Source organism: Sphingomonas sanguinis (genome assembly GCF_019297835.1).
Lineage (GTDB): Bacteria > Pseudomonadota > Alphaproteobacteria > Sphingomonadales > Sphingomonadaceae > Sphingomonas > Sphingomonas sanguinis_D.
This window is the reverse complement of record NZ_CP079203.1, coordinates 1,565,397-1,583,476: the sequence shown is the minus strand read 5'-3', so window position 1 is coordinate 1,583,476 and position 18,080 is coordinate 1,565,397. Positions and strand designations below refer to the sequence as shown.

General features: G+C 65.3%; 14 protein-coding genes. 4 read left to right on the top strand and 10 right to left on the bottom strand.

Going from position 1 to position 18,080, the window contains the following annotated elements:
• Positions 1-99: 99 nt before the first annotated feature.
• From hslO to parE, 4 genes are all read right to left on the bottom strand, one after another.
• Positions 100-1,014, bottom strand: a complete 915-nt coding sequence (gene hslO / locus KV697_RS07245; RefSeq protein ID WP_219020723.1) for an Hsp33 family molecular chaperone HslO — start codon at positions 1,012-1,014, stop codon at positions 100-102.
• A 116-nt stretch (positions 1,015-1,130) separates the two neighbouring features.
• Positions 1,131-2,054: an ornithine carbamoyltransferase gene (gene argF / locus KV697_RS07240; protein ID WP_219020722.1), complete on the bottom strand. Its 924-nt coding sequence runs from the start codon at positions 2,052-2,054 to the stop codon at positions 1,131-1,133.
• A 63-nt stretch (positions 2,055-2,117) separates the two neighbouring features.
• Positions 2,118-3,308 (bottom strand): aspartate aminotransferase family protein, encoded by a 1,191-nt coding sequence (locus KV697_RS07235; protein WP_219020721.1) that lies wholly within the window; start codon positions 3,306-3,308, stop codon positions 2,118-2,120.
• 91 nt (positions 3,309-3,399) lie between these two features.
• Positions 3,400-5,379, bottom strand: coding sequence for a DNA topoisomerase IV subunit B (gene parE / locus KV697_RS07230; RefSeq protein ID WP_219020720.1), 1,980 nt, complete (start codon positions 5,377-5,379; stop codon positions 3,400-3,402).
• Between the two features lie 152 nt (positions 5,380-5,531).
• Between parE and KV697_RS07225 the strand changes: the two genes are divergently transcribed.
• A complete protein-coding gene (locus KV697_RS07225; RefSeq protein ID WP_219020719.1) occupies positions 5,532-6,392 on the top strand; it encodes an outer membrane protein in 861 nt (286 codons plus the stop codon).
• A 185-nt stretch (positions 6,393-6,577) separates the two neighbouring features.
• Here KV697_RS07225 and KV697_RS07220 read toward each other — a convergent pair whose 3' ends face one another.
• Positions 6,578-7,237, bottom strand: coding sequence for a GcrA family cell cycle regulator (locus KV697_RS07220; RefSeq protein WP_219020718.1), 660 nt, complete (start codon positions 7,235-7,237; stop codon positions 6,578-6,580).
• Between the two features lie 87 nt (positions 7,238-7,324).
• On the opposite strand from KV697_RS07220, the gene KV697_RS07215 reads away from it, so the two are divergent.
• The 3 genes from KV697_RS07215 (at position 7,325) to queE (ending at position 9,721) form a co-directional block, all read left to right on the top strand.
• Positions 7,325-8,176, top strand: coding sequence for an ABC transporter permease (locus KV697_RS07215; protein ID WP_219020717.1), 852 nt, complete (start codon positions 7,325-7,327; stop codon positions 8,174-8,176).
• A gap of 212 nt (positions 8,177-8,388) precedes the next feature.
• A complete protein-coding gene (gene queC / locus KV697_RS07210; RefSeq protein WP_219020716.1) occupies positions 8,389-9,084 on the top strand; it encodes a 7-cyano-7-deazaguanine synthase QueC in 696 nt (231 codons plus the stop codon).
• A gap of 4 nt (positions 9,085-9,088) precedes the next feature.
• Positions 9,089-9,721, top strand: coding sequence for a 7-carboxy-7-deazaguanine synthase (gene queE, locus KV697_RS07205; protein ID WP_219020715.1), 633 nt, complete (start codon positions 9,089-9,091; stop codon positions 9,719-9,721).
• Between the two features lie 191 nt (positions 9,722-9,912).
• Here queE and KV697_RS07200 read toward each other — a convergent pair whose 3' ends face one another.
• The 5 genes from KV697_RS07200 to KV697_RS07180 form a co-directional block, all read right to left on the bottom strand.
• On the bottom strand, positions 9,913-10,710 hold the full coding sequence (locus KV697_RS07200) for a LytR/AlgR family response regulator transcription factor (protein ID WP_056431755.1): 798 nt from the start codon (positions 10,708-10,710) through the stop codon (positions 9,913-9,915).
• Positions 10,707-11,846, bottom strand: a complete 1,140-nt coding sequence (locus tag KV697_RS07195; RefSeq protein WP_219020714.1) for a sensor histidine kinase — start codon at positions 11,844-11,846, stop codon at positions 10,707-10,709. The genes KV697_RS07200 and KV697_RS07195 overlap by 4 nt, the downstream gene beginning before the upstream one ends.
• A gap of 104 nt (positions 11,847-11,950) precedes the next feature.
• Positions 11,951-15,298 carry a TonB-dependent receptor gene (locus tag KV697_RS07190; RefSeq protein WP_219020713.1) on the bottom strand — a complete coding sequence of 1,116 codons (3,348 nt, stop codon included), beginning with the start codon at positions 15,296-15,298 and terminating at the stop codon, positions 11,951-11,953.
• 316 nt (positions 15,299-15,614) lie between these two features.
• Positions 15,615-17,759, bottom strand: coding sequence for an NAD-dependent DNA ligase LigA (gene ligA, locus KV697_RS07185; protein WP_219020712.1), 2,145 nt, complete (start codon positions 17,757-17,759; stop codon positions 15,615-15,617).
• Between the two features lie 65 nt (positions 17,760-17,824).
• Positions 17,825-18,028 carry a hypothetical protein gene (locus KV697_RS07180; protein ID WP_219020711.1) on the bottom strand — a complete coding sequence of 68 codons (204 nt, stop codon included), beginning with the start codon at positions 18,026-18,028 and terminating at the stop codon, positions 17,825-17,827.
• Positions 18,029-18,080 lie beyond the last annotated feature (52 nt).

Genomic DNA, 18,080 nt, shown 5'->3' with positions numbered 1-18,080 from the left:
TCGTACCGCGCCGTCTCCCTGACATGGCAGCTGGACCCCGGCCTTCGCCGGGGAACACGGCGGTATTCTAATCCTCCCCTGCAAGGGGAGGAAGGAGATTTAGGCCGCAGGTTCTGCGTCGAACGGCACCGGAAACTTCTTCGCGCAGAAGGCGCAGTCCACCTGGATCAGGCCATCGGCATCCGCCATTTCGCGCCGTTCCTCGACCGAGAATTTCGTAATGACGCTGGCGATATATTCCGCCGAGCAGCGGCAGCCGCGGACGATGGCGGGGCTTTCCGATACGCGCACGTCCTGCTCCTCATGGAACAGCCGCCACACGAGCGTCTCCAGCGGCAGCGCGGCGTCGGCCAGTTCCTCGACCTGCATCGTCTGGCCGAGCGCCTGGACATGCTCCCATTCGGGATGGTCGAGCTTGACGTGCAGGCGCTCGCGGCCTTCCTCGCCCTCGGGCAGGTGCTGGAGGAACAGGCCGCCCGCGACGGTCCGGCCGTCCGGCCCCTTGCTGATCCCGACGCGCAGCAGGCTGGGGATTTGCTCGGACTGGATGAAATAGCTCTCGGCGGCGGCCGACAGCGTCTCGCCGTCGATCGGTACGATGCCCTGATAGCGCTCGCCCGTCACCGCCAGATCGAAGGTGATCGCCAGATAGCCCTGGCCGAACAGCGCGAACAGGGTCGGGTCAGCGGGCAGCTCGGCGAGCCGTTCCTCGTCATACTGGATATAGCCGCGCAGCTCGCCGCCGCGATAATCGCAGACGAGCAGCCGAATCACGCCGCTGTCGCTGCGCGTCTGGATGGTCAGCTGGCCGTTCGTGTCCTTCAGCGTCGCGCCCATCAGCGCGGTCAGGGTCAGCGCCTCGGCCAGCAACCGCTCGATCACCGGGGGATAGGCGTGCGCCGCCAGAATCTCGTCCAGCACGGGGCCCAGCCGCACCAGCCGTCCGCGTGCATGTTGCTCGGGGATGGTGAACGCGATCGCGCGGTCGAGGTCGGGCAGGGTGATGTCGGTCATGCTCGTGCCTTTACGCACCGGAGGATGTCCGGGCGATATGGTGCCGGTGGGCGGGGAAAGAGAAAAGGCCGACGAACCCGCCGGCCTCTCCATAGATAGTATGAGCTTGGCCGCGATCAACCGATCTGGCCGAAGCACCAGCGCAGTACCGATTTCTGCGCATGCAGGCGGTTCTCCGCCTCGGGCCAGATCAGCGACTGCGGACCGTCGATCACTTGCGCCGTTACTTCCTCGTCGCGGTGCGCGGGCAGGCAGTGGAGGAACTTGGCATCGGGTTTGGCCAGCGCCATCAGGTCGGCATTGACCTGATAAGGCATCATCGCGGCCAGCTTTTCCTCGGCATGGGCCTGGCCCATCGAGATCCAGGTGTCGGTGACGACGATGTCCGCGCCTTCGACCGCCGCACGCGGATCGGTGGTGCAGGTCGCGCGGCCCTGGCCCAGTTCCAGCGTACCCGGCTCCGGGTGATAGCCATCGGGGCAGGCGGCGACCACGTCGAAGCCGAGCAGCCCGCCCGCCTCGACGATCGAGTGCAGCACGTTGTTGCCGTCGCCCAGCCACGCGACCTTCATGCCCGACAGGGTCTTGCCCGCCTCGATCACGGTCAGCAGGTCGGCCATGATCTGGCACGGATGCGACAGGTCGGTCAGGCCGTTGATGACCGGCACGGTGGCATAGTGCGCCATCTCCTCAACCTTGGCATGGTCGTCGGTGCGGATCATGATCGCATCGGTATAGCCCGACAGGATGCGCGCGGTGTCGGCGATCGTCTCGCCGCGCCCCAGCTGCATGGTACCCGCATCGAGCACGATCGAGGTGCCGCCCAGCTGGCGGATCGCCATGTCGAAGCTGACGCGGGTGCGGGTCGAGTTCTTTTCGAACACCATGGCCAGCGTGTGCCCGGCCAGCGGGGCATCGGCATCGACGCGGCCCTTGGTGAAACCGGCGCGCGCGGCCTTGCGGGCCTGCGCATCGGTCAGAATGGCGGTCACACCCTCGGGACCGGCGTCGGCGAGGTTCAGGAAGTGGCGGATCGTCATGGGTCTATACTCCGTCCCCCGGCGGTTTGCCGCCGCCGGGGTGCCAAAGATCAGTATTTGGGATCAGTCGTCGGCGGCGGGGACGTAGACGCGCGCGGCGTCCGACAGCTTCGTCGCGAACTCGGTGATGTGGCTCTCGTCGATGACCAGCGGCGGCAGGATGCGGATGACGTTTTCGCCCGCCGCGACCAGCAGCAGCCCGTGGTTGTCGCGGCAATGTGCGACGAAACGACGGCTGTCACTCTTCATCTTCAGGCCCTGCATCAGCCCGTGGCCGCGCACTTCCTCGAACAGATGGTCAAAGTTCGGGATCATCTGCTCCAGCGTCGAGCGCAGGCGCTGGCCCATCGCCTCGACATGCTCCAGGAAGCCCGGCTCCTGCATCACGTCGAGCACCGCCTCACCGGCGGCCATGGCGAGCGGGTTGCCGCCATAGGTCGAGCCGTGGGTGCCGATCACCATGCCCTTAGCCGCTTCCTCGGTCGCGAGGCACGCGCCGAGCGGGAAGCCGCCGCCGATGCCCTTGGCCGACGCCATGATGTCGGGCTTCACGCCGTACAGCTCATGCGCGAAGAATTTGCCGGTGCGGCCATATCCACACTGCACCTCGTCCAGCACCAGCAGCAGGCCATGCTCGTCGCACGCCTTGCGCAGCCCTTGCAGGAATTCCATGCTCGCGGGGCGCAGACCGCCTTCGCCCTGGATCGGTTCGACCAGGAAACCGGCGGTGTTGTCGTCGATCAGCGCGAGCGCGGCTTCGAGATCGTCAAACGGCGCATAGGCGAAGCCCGGCAGCAGCGGCTCGAACCCGTCGCGCATCTTGGGCTGATTGGTCGCCGAGATCGCGCCCAGCGTCCGGCCGTGGAACGCGTTGTTGAACGTGATGAGCGTGTGGCGTTGCGGATTGCCATTGGCGAAATGATAGCGGCGCGCGGTCTTGATCGCGCACTCGACCGCTTCCGCGCCCGAATTGGTGAAGAACACCGTATCGGCAAAGGTCGAATCGACCAGCCGCTGGGCGAAATGCTCGCCCTGCGGGCTGCCATACAGGTTCGACACATGCATCAGCGTCGCGGCCTGCTTGGCGATCGCCTCGACCAGCTTGGGATGGCCATGGCCCAGCGCGTTCACCGCGATACCGGCGGCGAAGTCCAGATACTGCTCGCCGTCCTCGCCATACAGATAGACGCCCTCGCCTCGGACCGGACGCACCCCGCACCGTGGGTAAACGGGCATCAGGGCGGTGATGGTCACGGGACGTCTCCTTCAAACAGCAAAGGGCGGCACAGGTGGCCGCCCGATGTCACGTTAGCCGATCGCAAAAAGCGAAACAACACCTGGCCGATCAGGCGTCGATGACCTCTTCGTCCAGCCGCGCCGCATTTTCCTGGATGAAGGCGAAGCGGTGCGCCGGGTTGTTGCCCATCAGCCGGTCGACCAGGTCCTTGACGCCTGCGCGCTCCTCATATTCCTGGGGCAGGGTGATGCGGATCAGGCTGCGGGTGGCGGGGTCCATCGTCGTTTCGCGAAGCTGGCCGGGGTTCATCTCGCCCAGGCCCTTGAATCGGGCGACGTCGACCTTCTTGCCCTTGAAAGCGGTGCGTTCCAGCTCGGCGCGGTGGGCGTCGTCACGGGCGTAGAGCGACTTGGCGCCGACCGTCAGGCGATAGAGCGGCGGCTGGGCGAGATAGAGGTGCCCGCGCCGCACCAGATCGGGCATTTCCTGGAAGAAGAAGGTCATCAGCAGCGTGGCGATATGCGCGCCGTCCACGTCTGCGTCGGTCATGATGACGATCTTTTCGTAGCGCAGCTGGGTCGGGTCGCAATCCTTGCGCGTGCCGCAGCCCATGGCCAGCGTCAGGTCGGCGATTTCCTGATTCTGCAGGATTTTGGTCGAGGTGGCGCTGGCGACGTTCAGGATCTTGCCGCGGATCGGCAGGATCGCCTGCGTCTTGCGGTCGCGTGCCTGTTTCGCCGAGCCGCCTGCCGAGTCGCCCTCGACGATGAACAGCTCGGTCCCCTCGGGGCTGTCGGCCGAACAGTCGGTCAGCTTGCCGGGCAGGCGCAGCTTGCGTGCCGACGTGGCGGTCTTGCGCTTGACCTCGCGCTCGGCCTTGCGGCGCAGGCGCTCGTCCATCCGGTCGAGCACATAGCCGAGCAGCGCCTTTCCGCGCTCCATATTGGCCGAGAGATAATGGTCGAAATGGTCGCGCACCGCCTTTTCGACCAGACCGGCGGCTTCCGGGCTGGTGAGGCGGTCCTTGGTCTGGCTCTGAAATTGCGGTTCGCGGATAAAGACCGACAGCATCAGTTCGGAGCCGACCATGACGTCGTCGGCGGTGATGTCCTTGGCCTTTTTCTGGTTCACCAATTCGCCGAACGCACGAAGCCCACGCACCAGCGCCTGGCGCAGGCCCTGTTCGTGGGTGCCGCCATCGGGGGTCGGGATGGTGTTGCAATACCAGCTATAGCTGCCGTCGCTCCACAGCGGCCATGCGACCGCCCATTCGACGCGGCCCTGCTCGGCGGGGAAATCCTGATTGCCCGAGAAGAAATCGGCCGTCGCGCATTCGCGGCCGGCAATCTGTTCCTTCAAGTGATCGGCCAGGCCACCGGGGAACTGGAAGACCGCCTCGGCAGGGGTATCGTCGGTGATGAGCTCGGGCGCGCAATGCCAGCGGATTTCGACGCCCGCAAAGAGATAGGCCTTGGAGCGGACCAGCTTGTGCAGGCGCGCGGGCTTGAAGTGCAGCTCCGGCCCAAAAATCTCTGTATCGGGGGTGAAGGCGACGCTGGTGCCGCGCCGGTTGGGGGCGGCGCCCACCGTCTCCAGCGGACCCAGCGTCGCGCCTTTCGCGAAACGCTGGCGATAGAGGACACGCTCGCGCGCCACCTCGACCACCGTGTCCGACGACAGTGCGTTGACCACCGAAATGCCGACGCCGTGCAGACCGCCGGAGGTCGCATAGGCCTTGCCGGTGAACTTGCCGCCCGAGTGGAGCGTCGAGAGAATGACCTCCAGCGCCGACTTGTCGGGGAATTTGGGGTGCGGATCGACCGGGATGCCGCGCCCATTGTCGACGATGGTCAGGCGGTTGCCCGGTTCCAGCTTCACCTCGATTCGGTTAGCATGGCCCGCCACCGCCTCGTCCATCGCATTGTCGAGCACTTCGGCCGCCAGATGATGCAGCGCGCGCTCGTCGGTGCCGCCGATATACATGCCCGGGCGGCGCCGAACCGGCTCCAGCCCCTCCAGCACCTCGATCGAGGAGGCGTCATAGGCGGGCTGGGGACGGGCACCGCCCGCGAACAGATCATTGGACATAACGGGAACTATAGGCGCTGCGGCGCGCTTGCGCCAGCTTCGTGGCGCGTGGCAGGTTTGCAACAAAACTTTGCCAAAAATCTAACCTGGGATATTTCCACGGGGCCGGACCGTTTGCCCGTCACCTTTATGCCAAGGGTACGGGAGTGATAATGATGAAATTCTGGATGGCGGGGGCCATGGCCTCGGCGTTGATCGCCGCGCCTGCCATGGCGCAGGACGGCACCTATGCGGGCGAGGACGATGCGCCTTTCTCCGGCGTCTATGTCGGCGGCAGCTTCGGCTATGACGTGCAGCCCAATGATGTCGGTTCGCGCTTTCTGTTCGACCGCAATCTGGACGGACGGTTCGGCGACACGGTGACGACCTCGACCGGCGCCAACGCCTTCTCGCCGGGCTTCTGCAACGGCCGCGCGCGCAGCGTGCTCTCGCCGCAGAATGCCGCCACCGGTTGCGACAACGACAAGGACGGCATCGCCTATTATGGCCGTGTCGGCGTCGACCATCAGGTCGGCAACATCGTGTATGGCGCGGTGGGCGAGTTCGGTAAGTCGGAGATCACCGACAGCGTCTCGGCCTTCTCGACCACGCCTGCCTGGTACACCTTCACCCGCAGCATCGACTGGGAAGCCTCGGTCCGTGGTCGCGCGGGTTATGCGGCGAACAACACGCTGTTCTACGGCACGTTCGGCGGCGGCTATGCGCGGATCAACCGCGAGTTCGCGACCTCGAACGGGTCGAACGCCTTCGCCCTCAGCGGCAAGCGCAACCAGTTCGGCTTCCTCGGCGGCGGCGGTATCGAGCAGAAGATCGGGCGCAACTTCTCGATTGGTATGGAATATATGTACCACCAGTATCGCGACGACGATACGCGCGTCCGGGTGACGCAAGGCTCGGCGCCCGCGACCAATCCGTTCGTGCTGGCGCCCAATACGGCGGGTACGGATATCCGGCGGTCGGACGACAAGTTCCGCTGGCACTCGCTGCGCGCGACGGCGGCGTTCCGGTTCTGATGTGAGGGGTGCCCCGCCGCTTTTGGAGAGCGGGGGGGCGTGCACTTCGACTTCGCTCAGTGCGAACGGCGGTGAGGTAGCTTGTCCTGCCCCCGTTCAGCCTGAGCGAAGTCGAAGGCCAAGGGAAACCGCCAAAGAAAAAGCCCGCCGGTCACGAAACCGGCGGGCTTTTCATCAACCCCGACTCAGCGGACGCGCGGGCCGCCAAAGGGCAAAGGCGGCGGCGGGCGACGGTCGCGGCGGGGCAGCTGCGCCTGATAGGCGTGGCCGCAATGCGCAACGCAGTACGGAAAGCCCGGATTCACCTTGTCGCCGCAGAAGTGGAAGTCCGGCTCGCCCGGATGGCCGATCGGCCATTTGCAGATGCGGTCGTTCAGGTCGAGCAGCGAGGTCTTGCCCGCCATTTCGGGGCTCGGCTTGGCGGGCACCAGGCGGCGGGGCGGGGCGGGCGAGGGCGGGGGCTGCTGCTCGCCAGGCGACTGGCGGACGAAGCCGCCGGGGCCGACCGAGCGCAGGATCGGCTGCGGCTCGCGCGCCTTGGCGGGTTCGGCTTCGATCTCCGTGTCCGGTTCATCCTCGGCCACAAAGGGCGAAGGCTCGGGCTCGGGTTCCGGCGCGGGCGGGGGCGGCGGCGGAGCGGCCGCGACCACCGGCTCGGCAACAGGAGCCGCGGCGGGCTCATTGGCCTTCACCGGCGACGGGCGCGCCTGCAGGCCCAGGCGGTGTGCCTTGCCGATCACCGCGTTGCGGCTGACCCCGCCCAGTGCTTCGGCGATCTGGCTGGCGGTCTGACCCGCTTCCCACATCGTCCTGAGCGTATCGATCCGCTCATCGGTCCACGACATTCGAAACCTTTCCTCACTTCATCATCGCAACCGCCAGTCATCGTACCGGGTTGCGGGCGGCCACGGCAACCGTTACGCGCTATGGCGATGAGCAGCCAGCCCCCCCTCGGTGAAATCCACTCGGCGGTGCGCGCCGCCCCCGGTGAACCCGTAATCCGGAACATCAACTGGGGCGGCCTCAAGACCCTCTATATCAAGGAGGTGCGCCGTTTCTTCAAGGTGCAGCTCCAGACGATCTGGGCGCCGTCGGTCACGACGCTGCTTTATCTCATCATTTTCACCACCGCGCTCGGCGGCCGTCATGCCGTGCCGGTGGCGGGCGCGCAGGTGCCTTTCGCCGATTTCATCGCGCCGGGCCTGATCGTGATGGGCATGATGAACAATGCCTTTGCCAATGCCAGCTTCTCGCTGCTGGTCGGCAAGATCCAGGGCACGATCGTCGATTATCTGATGCCGCCGCTTTCCACCGCCGAGCTGCTGGCCGCGCTGGTCGGCGGCGCGGTAACGCGCGCGGTGCTGGTTGGCCTGACCGTCTGGGTCGCAATGGCGATCTGGCCGGGGGTGCATGTGACGCCGCACGCGCTGTTCGCGGTGCTGTGGTTCGGCCTGCTCGGCTCGGTGTTCCTCGCGCTGCTGGGCGTGCTGACCTCGATCTGGGCGGAGAAGTTCGACCATGCCGCCGCCGTGACCAATTTCGTGGTCGTGCCGCTGTCGCTGCTGTCGGGCACCTTCTATTCGGTTGATGGCCTCGCTCCGGCGTTCCGCGCGATCAGCCATGCCAACCCGTTCTTCTATGTCATTTCAGGCTTCCGCTACGGCTTTCTGGGGCTGGCCGACTCGCCGGTGACGCTGGGCGGGTTCGTCGTGCTTGGCATCGACATCGCGATGGCGGTCCTGTGCTACGTCCTGCTGCGCAAGGGCTGGAAATTGAAGAACTGAAACGGATCGGCTTTTCCGTTTTTTAACTATCATGCTGCTACAAGGGGGTTCTGCTTCAGCAGCAGATTTCTCCCTCGCCCGGGTCCTCAGCATGCCCGGTCAGGTCCTTGGCGGGACTGATTGTTCGGTCCCGCCCTTTCTTGCAGCTCCTACGCTCGGCCCCAACGCACCATTGCAACCGCGCGCCAATGGGCGTAGCGATCGGCCCCATCATGACATCTTCTGCTCCTATGGCGGTCGTGCTCGTTTCGGGCGGGCTGGACTCGATGATTTCCGCTGCTTCGGCCAAGGCCGCCGGCTATCGCGTGCTCGCGCTTTCGGTGGACTATAACCAGCGCCACAAGGTCGAACTGGCCGCCGCCGCGCGAGTCGCAGAGGCGCTGGGGGCCGAACGCCATATCGTCCTGCCGCTCGACCTGTCGGCCTTTGGCGGCTCTGCGCTGACCGCGGATATCGATGTGCCCAAGGACGGTGTTCAGCCGGGTATTCCCGTCACCTATGTGCCTGCGCGCAATACCATCTTCCTCAGCCTCGCGCTCGGCTGGGCCGAGGCGGCGGGCGCGCGTGACCTATTCATCGGGGTCAATGCGCTCGACTATTCGGGCTATCCCGATTGCCGCCCCGAGTTCATCGCCGCCTTCGAAGGTCTGGCCGAGATCGCGACCAAGGCCGGCGTCGAGGGCCAACCGTTCAAGATCCATGCGCCGCTCCAGTACATGACCAAGGCCGATATCGTACGCGAAGGCACGCGGCTGGGCGTCGACATGGGGATCAGCTGGTCATGTTACGACCCGACGCCCGAGGGGCTGCATTGCGGCGAGTGCGACAGCTGTCGCCTGCGTTCGCGCGGCTTCGAGGAAGCGGGCATCCCCGATCCCACCGCCTATGCGGTCAAGCCGCAGGGCTGAGCCGATGAGCTATGCCGTCAAGGAAATGTTCCTGACGCTCCAAGGGGAGGGCGTGCAGGCCGGGCGGCGCGCGGTGTTCGTGCGCTTCGCGGGCTGCAACCTGTGGTCCGGCCGCGAGCAGGACCGGGCGAGCGCGATCTGCCGCTTCTGCGACACCGATTTCGTCGGGGTCGATGGCCTGGGCGGCGGGCGTTTTGCCGATGCCGCCTCGCTGGTCGCGGCGGTCGAGGGCTTTTGGGGCGAGTCGCGCGATGAGCGCTTCGTCGTGCTGACCGGGGGCGAGCCGATGCTCCAGGTCGATGATGCACTGGTCGATGCGCTGCATGACGCCGGGTTCTTCATCGCGATCGAAAGCAACGGGACGATCGCCGCGCACCCGCGACTCGACTGGGTGTGCATCAGCCCCAAGGCGGGGTCTGACGTCGTCCAGCGTTCGGGGCAGGAGTTAAAGCTGGTCTGGCCGCAGGCGGGGATCGATCCGGCCGAGGTCGAAGGCTGGGATTTTGCGAACCACCTGCTCCAACCGCTCGACGATCCGCGCGCGGACGAAAACCGGGAGGCGTGCATCGCCATGGTGATGGATCGCCCGCGCTGGCGGTTAACGCTGCAAACTCACAAGATGCTGGGGCTGCGTTAGGGTTTTTCGGCCGCTGTCGGGGCGTGCGCTTCAGCTTCGCTCAGCGTGAACGGCTGTTGGGTTTTGGGTTAGCTTCAAGCCTCCGTTCAGCCTGAGCGAAGTCGAAGGCCACGCTCCTTCCGCTTAATCCAGCGTGGAACGTGCACTTCGACTTCGCTCAGTGTGAACGGAGGTGGGGTCCGGACCTCAGATCAATGAACGAACCGCGCCACGACGTCGCGGTAGCTGCGCGACACCTTCACCTGCGCGCCCGATTCCAGCAGCAGGAAGCATTCGCCATTGGTATGCGGCTTCACCTGCTTCACCAGGTCCAGGTTCACGATGGTCGACCGGTGCACCCGCTGGAAACGGCGCGGGTCGAGCCGCTTTTCCAGGTCCTTCATCGTCTCGCGCAGGACCAGCGAATTGTCGCCGGTGTTGATGACCATATAGTCGCCCGCCGCCTCGATCATCTCGATCGTGTCGACATCGACGCGGAAGATCTGGCCGCGATCCTTGATGTTGATGAGCTTTTCGAACCGGCTCGACGCGACTTCGCCGCCCTCGCTCAGGTCGGTCACCGCGTCGGGGGCGTGTTCGGCGAGCACTTCCTTCAGCTTCTCGACCTCACCCGCGCCGCGCTTCTCGTTCAGGCGCTGGCGCACACGGTCGAGGGTGTCGGCAAGACGCGCCTCCTCGACCGGCTTCATCAGATAGTCGACCGCCTGTGCCTCGAACGCGCGCAGCGCATGGTCGGAATAGGCGGTGACGAAGACGAACAGCGGCGGCTCGACCTCCATCAGGCCCTGGACCACCGAAAAGCCGTCGAAACCGGGCATCTGGATGTCGAGGAAAACGAGGTCGGGTTTGTGCGTCTTGATCGCGCGGATCGCCTCGCGCCCGTTCGAGCAGCGCTCGATGATCTCGACGTCGTCGTGCGCCTGGAGCCGAAGCTCCATGCCCTGGATCGCCAGGGGCTCGTCGTCGACGAGGATGGTACGGATGGTCATGCGGCCTCTCTGTTCACATTCTCAAGCTGGAAGGGGATTTCGATCTCCACCGAGAATCCGCCAGCCGGCGCGGAGCGGGATTCGAAACGGTGGTCCGGGCCATAAGCCTGGGCCAGTCGTTCGCGGATATTGGACAGTCCAACGCCGGTCGAAACGCTTGAGGAATGACGGATTTCGTGCAAGCCGGGGCCGGTGTCGGATACGGCGATCCGCACCCGTTGCCCGACCAGTCGCACATCGACGCGGATTTCCGCGCCTTCCTCCTGTGGCGTGACGGCGTATTTGATGGCGTTCTCGACCAGCGGTTGCAGCAGCAGCGAGGGCAGGCGCGCCCGTTCGGCGCGCGGGTCGATCTCGAAACTGGGACGCAGGCGGTCTTCGAAGCGCATCTTTTCGATTTCGAGATAGAGTTTCAGCGTTTCAACCTCTTGCGCCACAGTGACATGCGCGGTCGGCTCATTGGCCAAGGTGTAGCGGAGGAAGGCTGACAGCCGGCTTAACATCGCATTGGCGCGCTCGGTCTGTTTCAGCAGCACCAGCGTCGAGATCGAGTTGAGCGTGTTGAACAGGAAATGCGGGTTCAACTGATAGCGCAGCATCGCCAACTGCGCGGTCGAGGCCTGCAGCTCCAGCGCACGCATCTCGTCGATCTGGCTTTCGACGATCAAATAATAGTTAATCGCGAAATACAGTGCCGACCAGCCCGCCAGCACCACGAAGGTGATGAACAGGTTGCCGATCAGCAGCGTGACGGTGACGCCCGGCTGGGTCGTGGTGATGAACGAAAAGGAAAAGGCATTGAGCGCGGCGTAGAGGAACGTCGCCGCCGCCAGCGTCGCCAGCGTCAGGAACACCCCCATGATGCGCGGGATGCGCCGATAATAGCCGTACAGCGTCGAGAGCAGCAGGGTGATGCAATAGCCCAGGATCGCCTCGATGATGACGGGGATGATCTTCTCCAGCGAAAAGCCGTTGGAGATGCCGACCACCGATCGCAGCACCAGATAGCCCGACCACCCGGCCGCCTGCAGCGTCCAGAAGGCACGCGCCTTGTTCTCGAAAAAGGGGCGAACCGACAGGGGATCGGAAGCGGGGGGCGAAGCGGAGGACGTCGCGACGGGCGAATGACTGGCCATGGCCGGGTGACATCTACACGGCCTGCGGGGGAAGGGCAAAAAAGAAGGGCCGCCCCTCCCGAAGGAGGGGCGGCCCCGGAATGTCCGTCGCCGGACGCGTCAGCTTAGAAGCTGAAGCGCGCGCCGATGCGGATCTGGTAGAGCGACTCCTGCGACGAGATCGTGTCGGTCGGCGTCGAGTTCGGCGCCAGGTAACGATACTGGGCGCAAGCCTGGCTCGAGGTGGTGGCCACCGCCGAACCCGCCGCCGTGCCGGTCGCGACCGGTGCGGTCAGGCACTGCACGCGCACAGCCGCCTGCGTGTAGGGGAAGCTGTACTGACGCAGCTGGCCCCAGTTCTTGTTGAGCAGGTTCGCGAAATTCTCGATATCCATGAAGACCTGAATGCGCGAGGCACCCAGACCCGTGGGAACTTCCTGCGCCAAGTGAAGGTCGATCTTCGTGAACCACTTCGAGTTGAACGCGTTGCGCGGCGCGATCTGACCACGATACTTGTCCAGGCCGGTGGCGTTGATCAGCGCATTGAAGGTGTCACGCGTCGCAGTGCTGTCATACGACACGCGCGCATCGTCCAGACCGGTCGGCACGTACAGCAGATAACGGCTGCTTGAGCCGATCGTCCCGAAGACCGGGCTGCGCTGGTTCGAGGCGTCCTGCATGGTCCAGCTATACGGACGGCCGATGCGGGTTTCACCGAACAGCGCGAAGGTGGTCTTGTAGTCACCGAAGAACGCGCGCTCGAAGGTCAGGTTGTACTTGATGTTGTACTTCACCTGCTCGTTCGAGATGCCGTACGCCGCCCCGTTGGGATCGAGGAACGCGCCGTTGCCATAGTTGGAGCTGGCGGTCGACGAGGTGGCCGGGGCCTGGTCCTTGATGTCCTGATAGGTGAAGCTGGCGCCCAGGTTCAGGCCCAGATCGAACGTCTTATCCACACGGGCGACCGCGATATAGCTGCGGCCACGGGTCGTGTTGGTCAGGATCAGGTCCGAATTGGTATCGGTGAACGAGGTAAGCGATGCATAGCGCACGCGGCCATCGGGCGTACGCAGTGCGGTCGGCACGACGCGCGCATCGGTGAAGAACACCTGGTTGCGCACCTTCGAGTAGAAGAAGTCGGCACCGAAGTTGAAGCCCGGCAGCGCGTCCGGCGCATAGTCGAACGACAGAGTCGAACGCCACTGCGAGGGCAGCTTGAAGTTGGGGCTGAGCGCGTTGGTCGGCGAGGTCGCCGAGATCGTGCCCGCATTCAGATAGTTGTTCACGACACCCGGAATCTGCGTTCCGTTGACGTTGGTCAGTGCGGCGGCGCCGACGCCCGCCGGCAGGCCGGTGCCCGAATAGGAACCATCGTTGTTCTGACGAATGTCGATCGCGTTCGACAGGAAGCCGGTGTTCGAGAAGCTGTTCGAGACATAGACGTCGGGCGAACCGCCCGAGAAGATGCCGACGCCGCCACGGATCGACAGGTCCTTGGTGGGACGCAGGTCGAAGCCGATACGCGGCTGGGCGATGCCGCGACCGCTGATATAGGCGGTGTTCGCATAGCCGAGGCGGTTGAAGAACGCCTGGTTGAACGCCGGACGGCTATGACCGCCATACATGTCGTAGCGGATGCCATAGTCCAGGCTGAACCAGTCGGTGATCCGCCAATTGTCCTGAATGCCGAACGCATAGGACTGGTAGCGGAAACGCGCGGCCGCATCGACCGGGTTCAGGCTCGGCACGGCGTTACCGTAGCGCAGGCGCTGGGCATTGCCCGCCTGGAAGTCGGCGATCGAGTCGAAATAATAATCGCCCGCCGTACGCTGCAGGAAGACGTTCTCGATCTTCGTGTCCTGGAAATCAGCGAAGATGCGCAGGTCATGATTGTCGCGATTCAGGCGACCCTGCAGCAAGCCGCCATAGGTGCGGCTGGTAAGCGAGTTGGACTGACGCGAAACGTCCGGGCCGAGATAGACCGAAGCATAGCCGGGCGCGCAGGTCGTAGAGGCGTTGGCACCCGCCGAACCGGGGTTGGAACGGTCCGAGGTCGGCGCCGAGCAAACCTGGAACTGGGCGAAGCCGCGACCCAGAACCGGGTCCTGACCGCGCTTGTAATCCTTGTAGAAGGCACGGAATTCGGTCGAGAAATCGTCCGACCAGTCGCTGTTCAGCTGGAACACGCCGGTGTGCAGGCGGTTGCTACCGATATAACCGTTCGATTCTAGACCCAGGCTCGGCGCGGTGACCGAGGCGTTCTGGTTATAGCGGATCGAATCCTTGGTATACAGATAGGTCAACGACGCGCGCTGCGTATCGGACAGGTTGGCGTCCAGGCGGGCGGTCAGGCGGTCGTCGCTGTCCTGCGAGTTGTTCAGGACACCGCCCGCATTGTAATTGTACCGGGACTGCGCGATCGAGGTGATCTGATTGACCGTCGCGTTGGTCAGCAGGCCGCCGGTATCGCCGACGTTCGGGATGACCGTACCGGCGTTGTTCTCAACGGTGCCCTCGACGATCGGAGTGCCCGCACGAATACGCTCACCGGCGACCATGAAGAACAGCTTGTCCTTGATGATCGGTCCCGAGAGTTCGGCGCCGAAATTCTCGATCTTGAACTTGGGCAGGTTGACGCGGCCGGTGGGGACGCCCGGACCCGCCTTGGTCTCGTTGCCGGTCAGCTTGTTCGACGAATAGGAATAGAAGCCGGTGCCGTGGAATTCGTTGGTGCCCGACTTCAGGATGGCGTTGATTGCGCCGCCCTGGAAATTGCCTTCGCGCACATCATAGGGCGCGACCTTGGTCTGGAACTGGCCGATGGCGTCCAGCGGCACGGGGCTGCGGCGGGTCGGCAGGCCATCCGGGTTGAGGCCGAAATTGTCGGTGATCGGCACGCCGTCCACCGAGAAGCGGTTGAAGCGCGCATTCTGACCGGCGAACGAGACGGCGCGGCCCGAACCCGAAGCATAGTCGAGGCGTGCGAAGGGATCGCGGCGCATCAGATCGCGGATGTCGCGATTGACGCTGGCCACCTTGGCGATGTCGGCGGCGGTCAGCACGGTGACCGGACCCAGGCTCTTGCTGCCCGCGCCCACGATCGACGAGGCCGTGACGACGATGTCGCCGCCCGTCTGTCCCTCAGCGGCCAACTCGACCGGCAGTTCATAGGGAAGGCTGGTCACGGTGAAGATGTCCGTGACGCGGGTTTCCGGATAGCCGGGAGCCGAGACGGTGACGGTGAAAGGTCCGCCGACGCGTAGGCCGGTCGACGAGAACGAACCGTCCGCACCCGAAACCGTCGAGGTCGTGGTGCCCGAGGGAACGTTGACGATGGTGACCGTCGCGCCGGCGACCGGCGCGCCGTTGGCGGTCACGTTGCCGCGGATCGACGACGTCGTTTCCTGTGCGGCAGCCGCCGCCGGAATGGCGAGCGCGATGACAGCCGCGCCCAGGAAAAGCGAATTACGCATGAGTTATAGGTCCCCTTTTCGCGCGCGAAGCGGCGCGTTCCGGCCGCTTGTGCGGCTCGGTTGAGCGTGCCCTGCGCTACGAACATTGCCGTTATGTTACAAAGAACGGGGCGGGGACAGGGGGGCTTTCACTCCGTTGGAGGGCGTTGCAGTTTGGCAACGGTTATGGGAGCGATAACAGTCGTATGGCCTTCATTCGACGTCGAAATTTTCGCATCGCTTGCGCGGTTCGGTGGCTTTAGGCGGGGCGTGAACCCCGCCGGGGCGTAACCAGCCAGACCGAAATCGTGACGGGGGAGTCGCGATTCCACCGTGCTCAGCTTGCGGCGACCAGATCGTTCCAGGCGGCTTCGTCGATCACCCGGATGCCCAGATCCTGCGCCTTTTTCAGCTTCGATCCGGCGCCTGGCCCGGCGATGACGAGGTCGGTCTTGGCGGAGACCGATCCCGATACGCGCGCGCCCAGCGCTTCGGCCTGCGCCTTGGCCTCGTCGCGCGACAGGGTTTCGAGCGTGCCGGTGAAGACTAGGGTCTTGCCGGTGACCTCCGACTCGCGGGTCTGGTGGACGGTGTCGGCGGGCGTGACTTCGCTCAGGAGGTCATCGACGACGTCGCGGTTATGCGCCTCGGCAAAGAAGTCGAGCAGCGCGTCGGCGACTTCGGGGCCGATCTGGGGCGTGTCGATGGCGGCCACGATGGCGCGTTGGCGGCGCAACTCGAACTTGCGGTCGGGCTCGCCCAGTGCGGGGACGGTCTCGGCTCGGACCGTCAGCGCCGCGTCGATCATCGCGCGGAAGCCGGCCATCGACACGAAACGGCGGGCTAGGTCGCGCGCGGTGATCTCACCGACATGACGGATGCCGAGCGCGAAGAGGAAGCGGTCGAGCGAAATGTCACGCCGCGCATCGATGGCGGCGAGCAGCTTGTCGACCACGAGTTCCGACATGCGCTCGCGCTGGATCAGCGCCTCGCGGTGCCGGTGCAGGCGAAAGATGTCGGCGGGTGAGGCAATCAGGCCGTCGCGGAAGAACTCCTCGACGCGGACCAGCCCCAGGCCGGTGATGTCGAAGGCATGGCGCGAGACGAAATGGATCAACCGCTCGACCCGCTGCGCCGGGCAGATCAGCCCGCCGGTGCAGCGGATAACGACCTCGCCCTCCTCGCGCGTGGCGAGGCTGCCGCACTCCGGGCAATGATCGGGGAAGACGAAGGGGGCGCGGGGCGTGTCGCGGGTCAGGTTCTCGACGATTTGCGGGATGACGTCGCCCGCGCGTTGCAGGACCACGCGGTCGCCGGGACGGACTCCGAGCCGCTCGATCTCGTCGGCATTGTGGAGCGTGGCGTTGGTCACGACGACGCCGCCGACCGTCACCGGCTCCAGCCGTGCGACGGGGGTCAGAGCGCCGGTCCGGCCGACCTGGATGTCGATCTTCTCCAGCGTGGTCTGGGCGCGCTCGGCGGGGAATTTGTGCGCGACCGCCCAGCGCGGGGTGCGCCCGACGATGCCGAGCCGTGCTTGCCAGTCGAGCCGGTCGACCTTGTAGACCACGCCGTCGATGTCGAAGGGCAGGTCGGCGCGCTGCGCCTCGATGGTGCGATAGATGGCCAGCGCGGCACCGGCACCGGCATCGGGCACGCGGGCAAAGGCATCCGCAATGGGAAAACCCCAGCGGCGCCACGCCTCGACCATGTCGAATTGGGTCTCGACCGGCACGTCGCTTGCCTCGCCCCAGCCATGCGCCAGGAAGCGCAAGGGACGCCCGGCGGTGATCGCCGGGTTCTTCTGGCGCAGCGATCCGGCGGCGGCGTTGCGCGGGTTGGCGAACTGGCGCGCCTCCTTGCCCGTCTCGGCCGCTTCCTGCGCCAGACGCGCGTTGAGCGCGGCGAAATCGGCCTTGCTCATATAGACCTCGCCGCGCACCTCGAAGATGGCGGGCGCGTCGGCGGGCAGGGTCTGCGGGATGTCGGCGATGGTGCGGACATTTTCGGTCACGTCCTCGCCGATCGCGCCGTCACCGCGGGTCAGCGCCTGGACCAGCCGCCCGTCGACATAGCGCAGCGAACAGGACAGGCCGTCGATCTTGGGCTCGGCGGTCAGGGTGACGGGTTCGTCCTCGGGCAGCTTCAGATAGCGGCGGACACGGCCGACGAAATCCTCGACCTCTTCATCGGTAAAGGCATTGTCCAGGCTGGTCATCGGCCGGGCATGGGCGACCTTGGCCAGATGGGCGGCGGGGGCGGCTCCGACCCGCGTGTTGGGCGAATCGGGGCGGATCAGGTGCGGGAAGGCGGCCTCGATCGCCGTGTTGCGACGGACCAGAGCGTCATAATCCGCATCCGAAATCTCGGGCGCGTCGTCGGTATGGTAGAGGCGGTTATGGTGGGCGATCTCCCGCGCCAGGCGGTCCAGCTCGGCGGCGGCTTCGAGATCGGTTTGCGGCAGGGTCTGAGGTGCGGTCACGCCGCCCGTGCTAGTCCAGCGGTGACGGCGGGATCAAGCCGTTGCGCGAAACGCAGTGGCTATCGTCAGGCGAGCTGGTCCGCCGGGCGCGGGCTTTCCGGGGCGAGGCCGTGGTCCGTCATCCAGCTGGATGCTTGTTCGATATGGATCGCGACCATCGGCAGGTCGAGCTTGTCGGCCAGCGTCAGGCAGGACCGAAGGCTCGCGACCAAGGCACTCATATCGTTTGTATCGACGGTCGGAGCGGCAGAGGCGAAATTGTTCGGCATCCGATGGGTCCATCACGTTCAGGGGACAGCCCAACATCCCCAGTCGCCGCTG

Excerpts from the sequence above, each read along its gene's own strand:
- hslO (WP_219020723.1), bottom strand. The coding sequence starts at position 1,014 with ATGACCGACATCACCCTGCCCGACCTCGACCGCGCGATCGCGTTCACC.
- argF (WP_219020722.1), bottom strand. The coding sequence starts at position 2,054 with ATGACGATCCGCCACTTCCTGAACCTCGCCGACGCCGGTCCCGAGGGT.
- parE (WP_219020720.1), bottom strand. The coding sequence starts at position 5,379 with ATGTCCAATGATCTGTTCGCGGGCGGTGCCCGTCCCCAGCCCGCCTAT.
- KV697_RS07225 (WP_219020719.1), top strand. The coding sequence starts at position 5,532 with ATGATGAAATTCTGGATGGCGGGGGCCATGGCCTCGGCGTTGATCGCC.
- KV697_RS07220 (WP_219020718.1), bottom strand. The coding sequence starts at position 7,237 with ATGTCGTGGACCGATGAGCGGATCGATACGCTCAGGACGATGTGGGAA.
- KV697_RS07215 (WP_219020717.1), top strand. The coding sequence starts at position 7,325 with ATGAGCAGCCAGCCCCCCCTCGGTGAAATCCACTCGGCGGTGCGCGCC.
- queC (WP_219020716.1), top strand. The coding sequence starts at position 8,389 with ATGACATCTTCTGCTCCTATGGCGGTCGTGCTCGTTTCGGGCGGGCTG.
- queE (WP_219020715.1), top strand. The coding sequence starts at position 9,089 with ATGAGCTATGCCGTCAAGGAAATGTTCCTGACGCTCCAAGGGGAGGGC.
- KV697_RS07200 (WP_056431755.1), bottom strand. The coding sequence starts at position 10,710 with ATGACCATCCGTACCATCCTCGTCGACGACGAGCCCCTGGCGATCCAG.
- KV697_RS07195 (WP_219020714.1), bottom strand. The coding sequence starts at position 11,846 with ATGGCCAGTCATTCGCCCGTCGCGACGTCCTCCGCTTCGCCCCCCGCT.
- KV697_RS07190 (WP_219020713.1), bottom strand. The coding sequence starts at position 15,298 with ATGCGTAATTCGCTTTTCCTGGGCGCGGCTGTCATCGCGCTCGCCATT.
- KV697_RS07180 (WP_219020711.1), bottom strand. The coding sequence starts at position 18,028 with ATGCCGAACAATTTCGCCTCTGCCGCTCCGACCGTCGATACAAACGAT.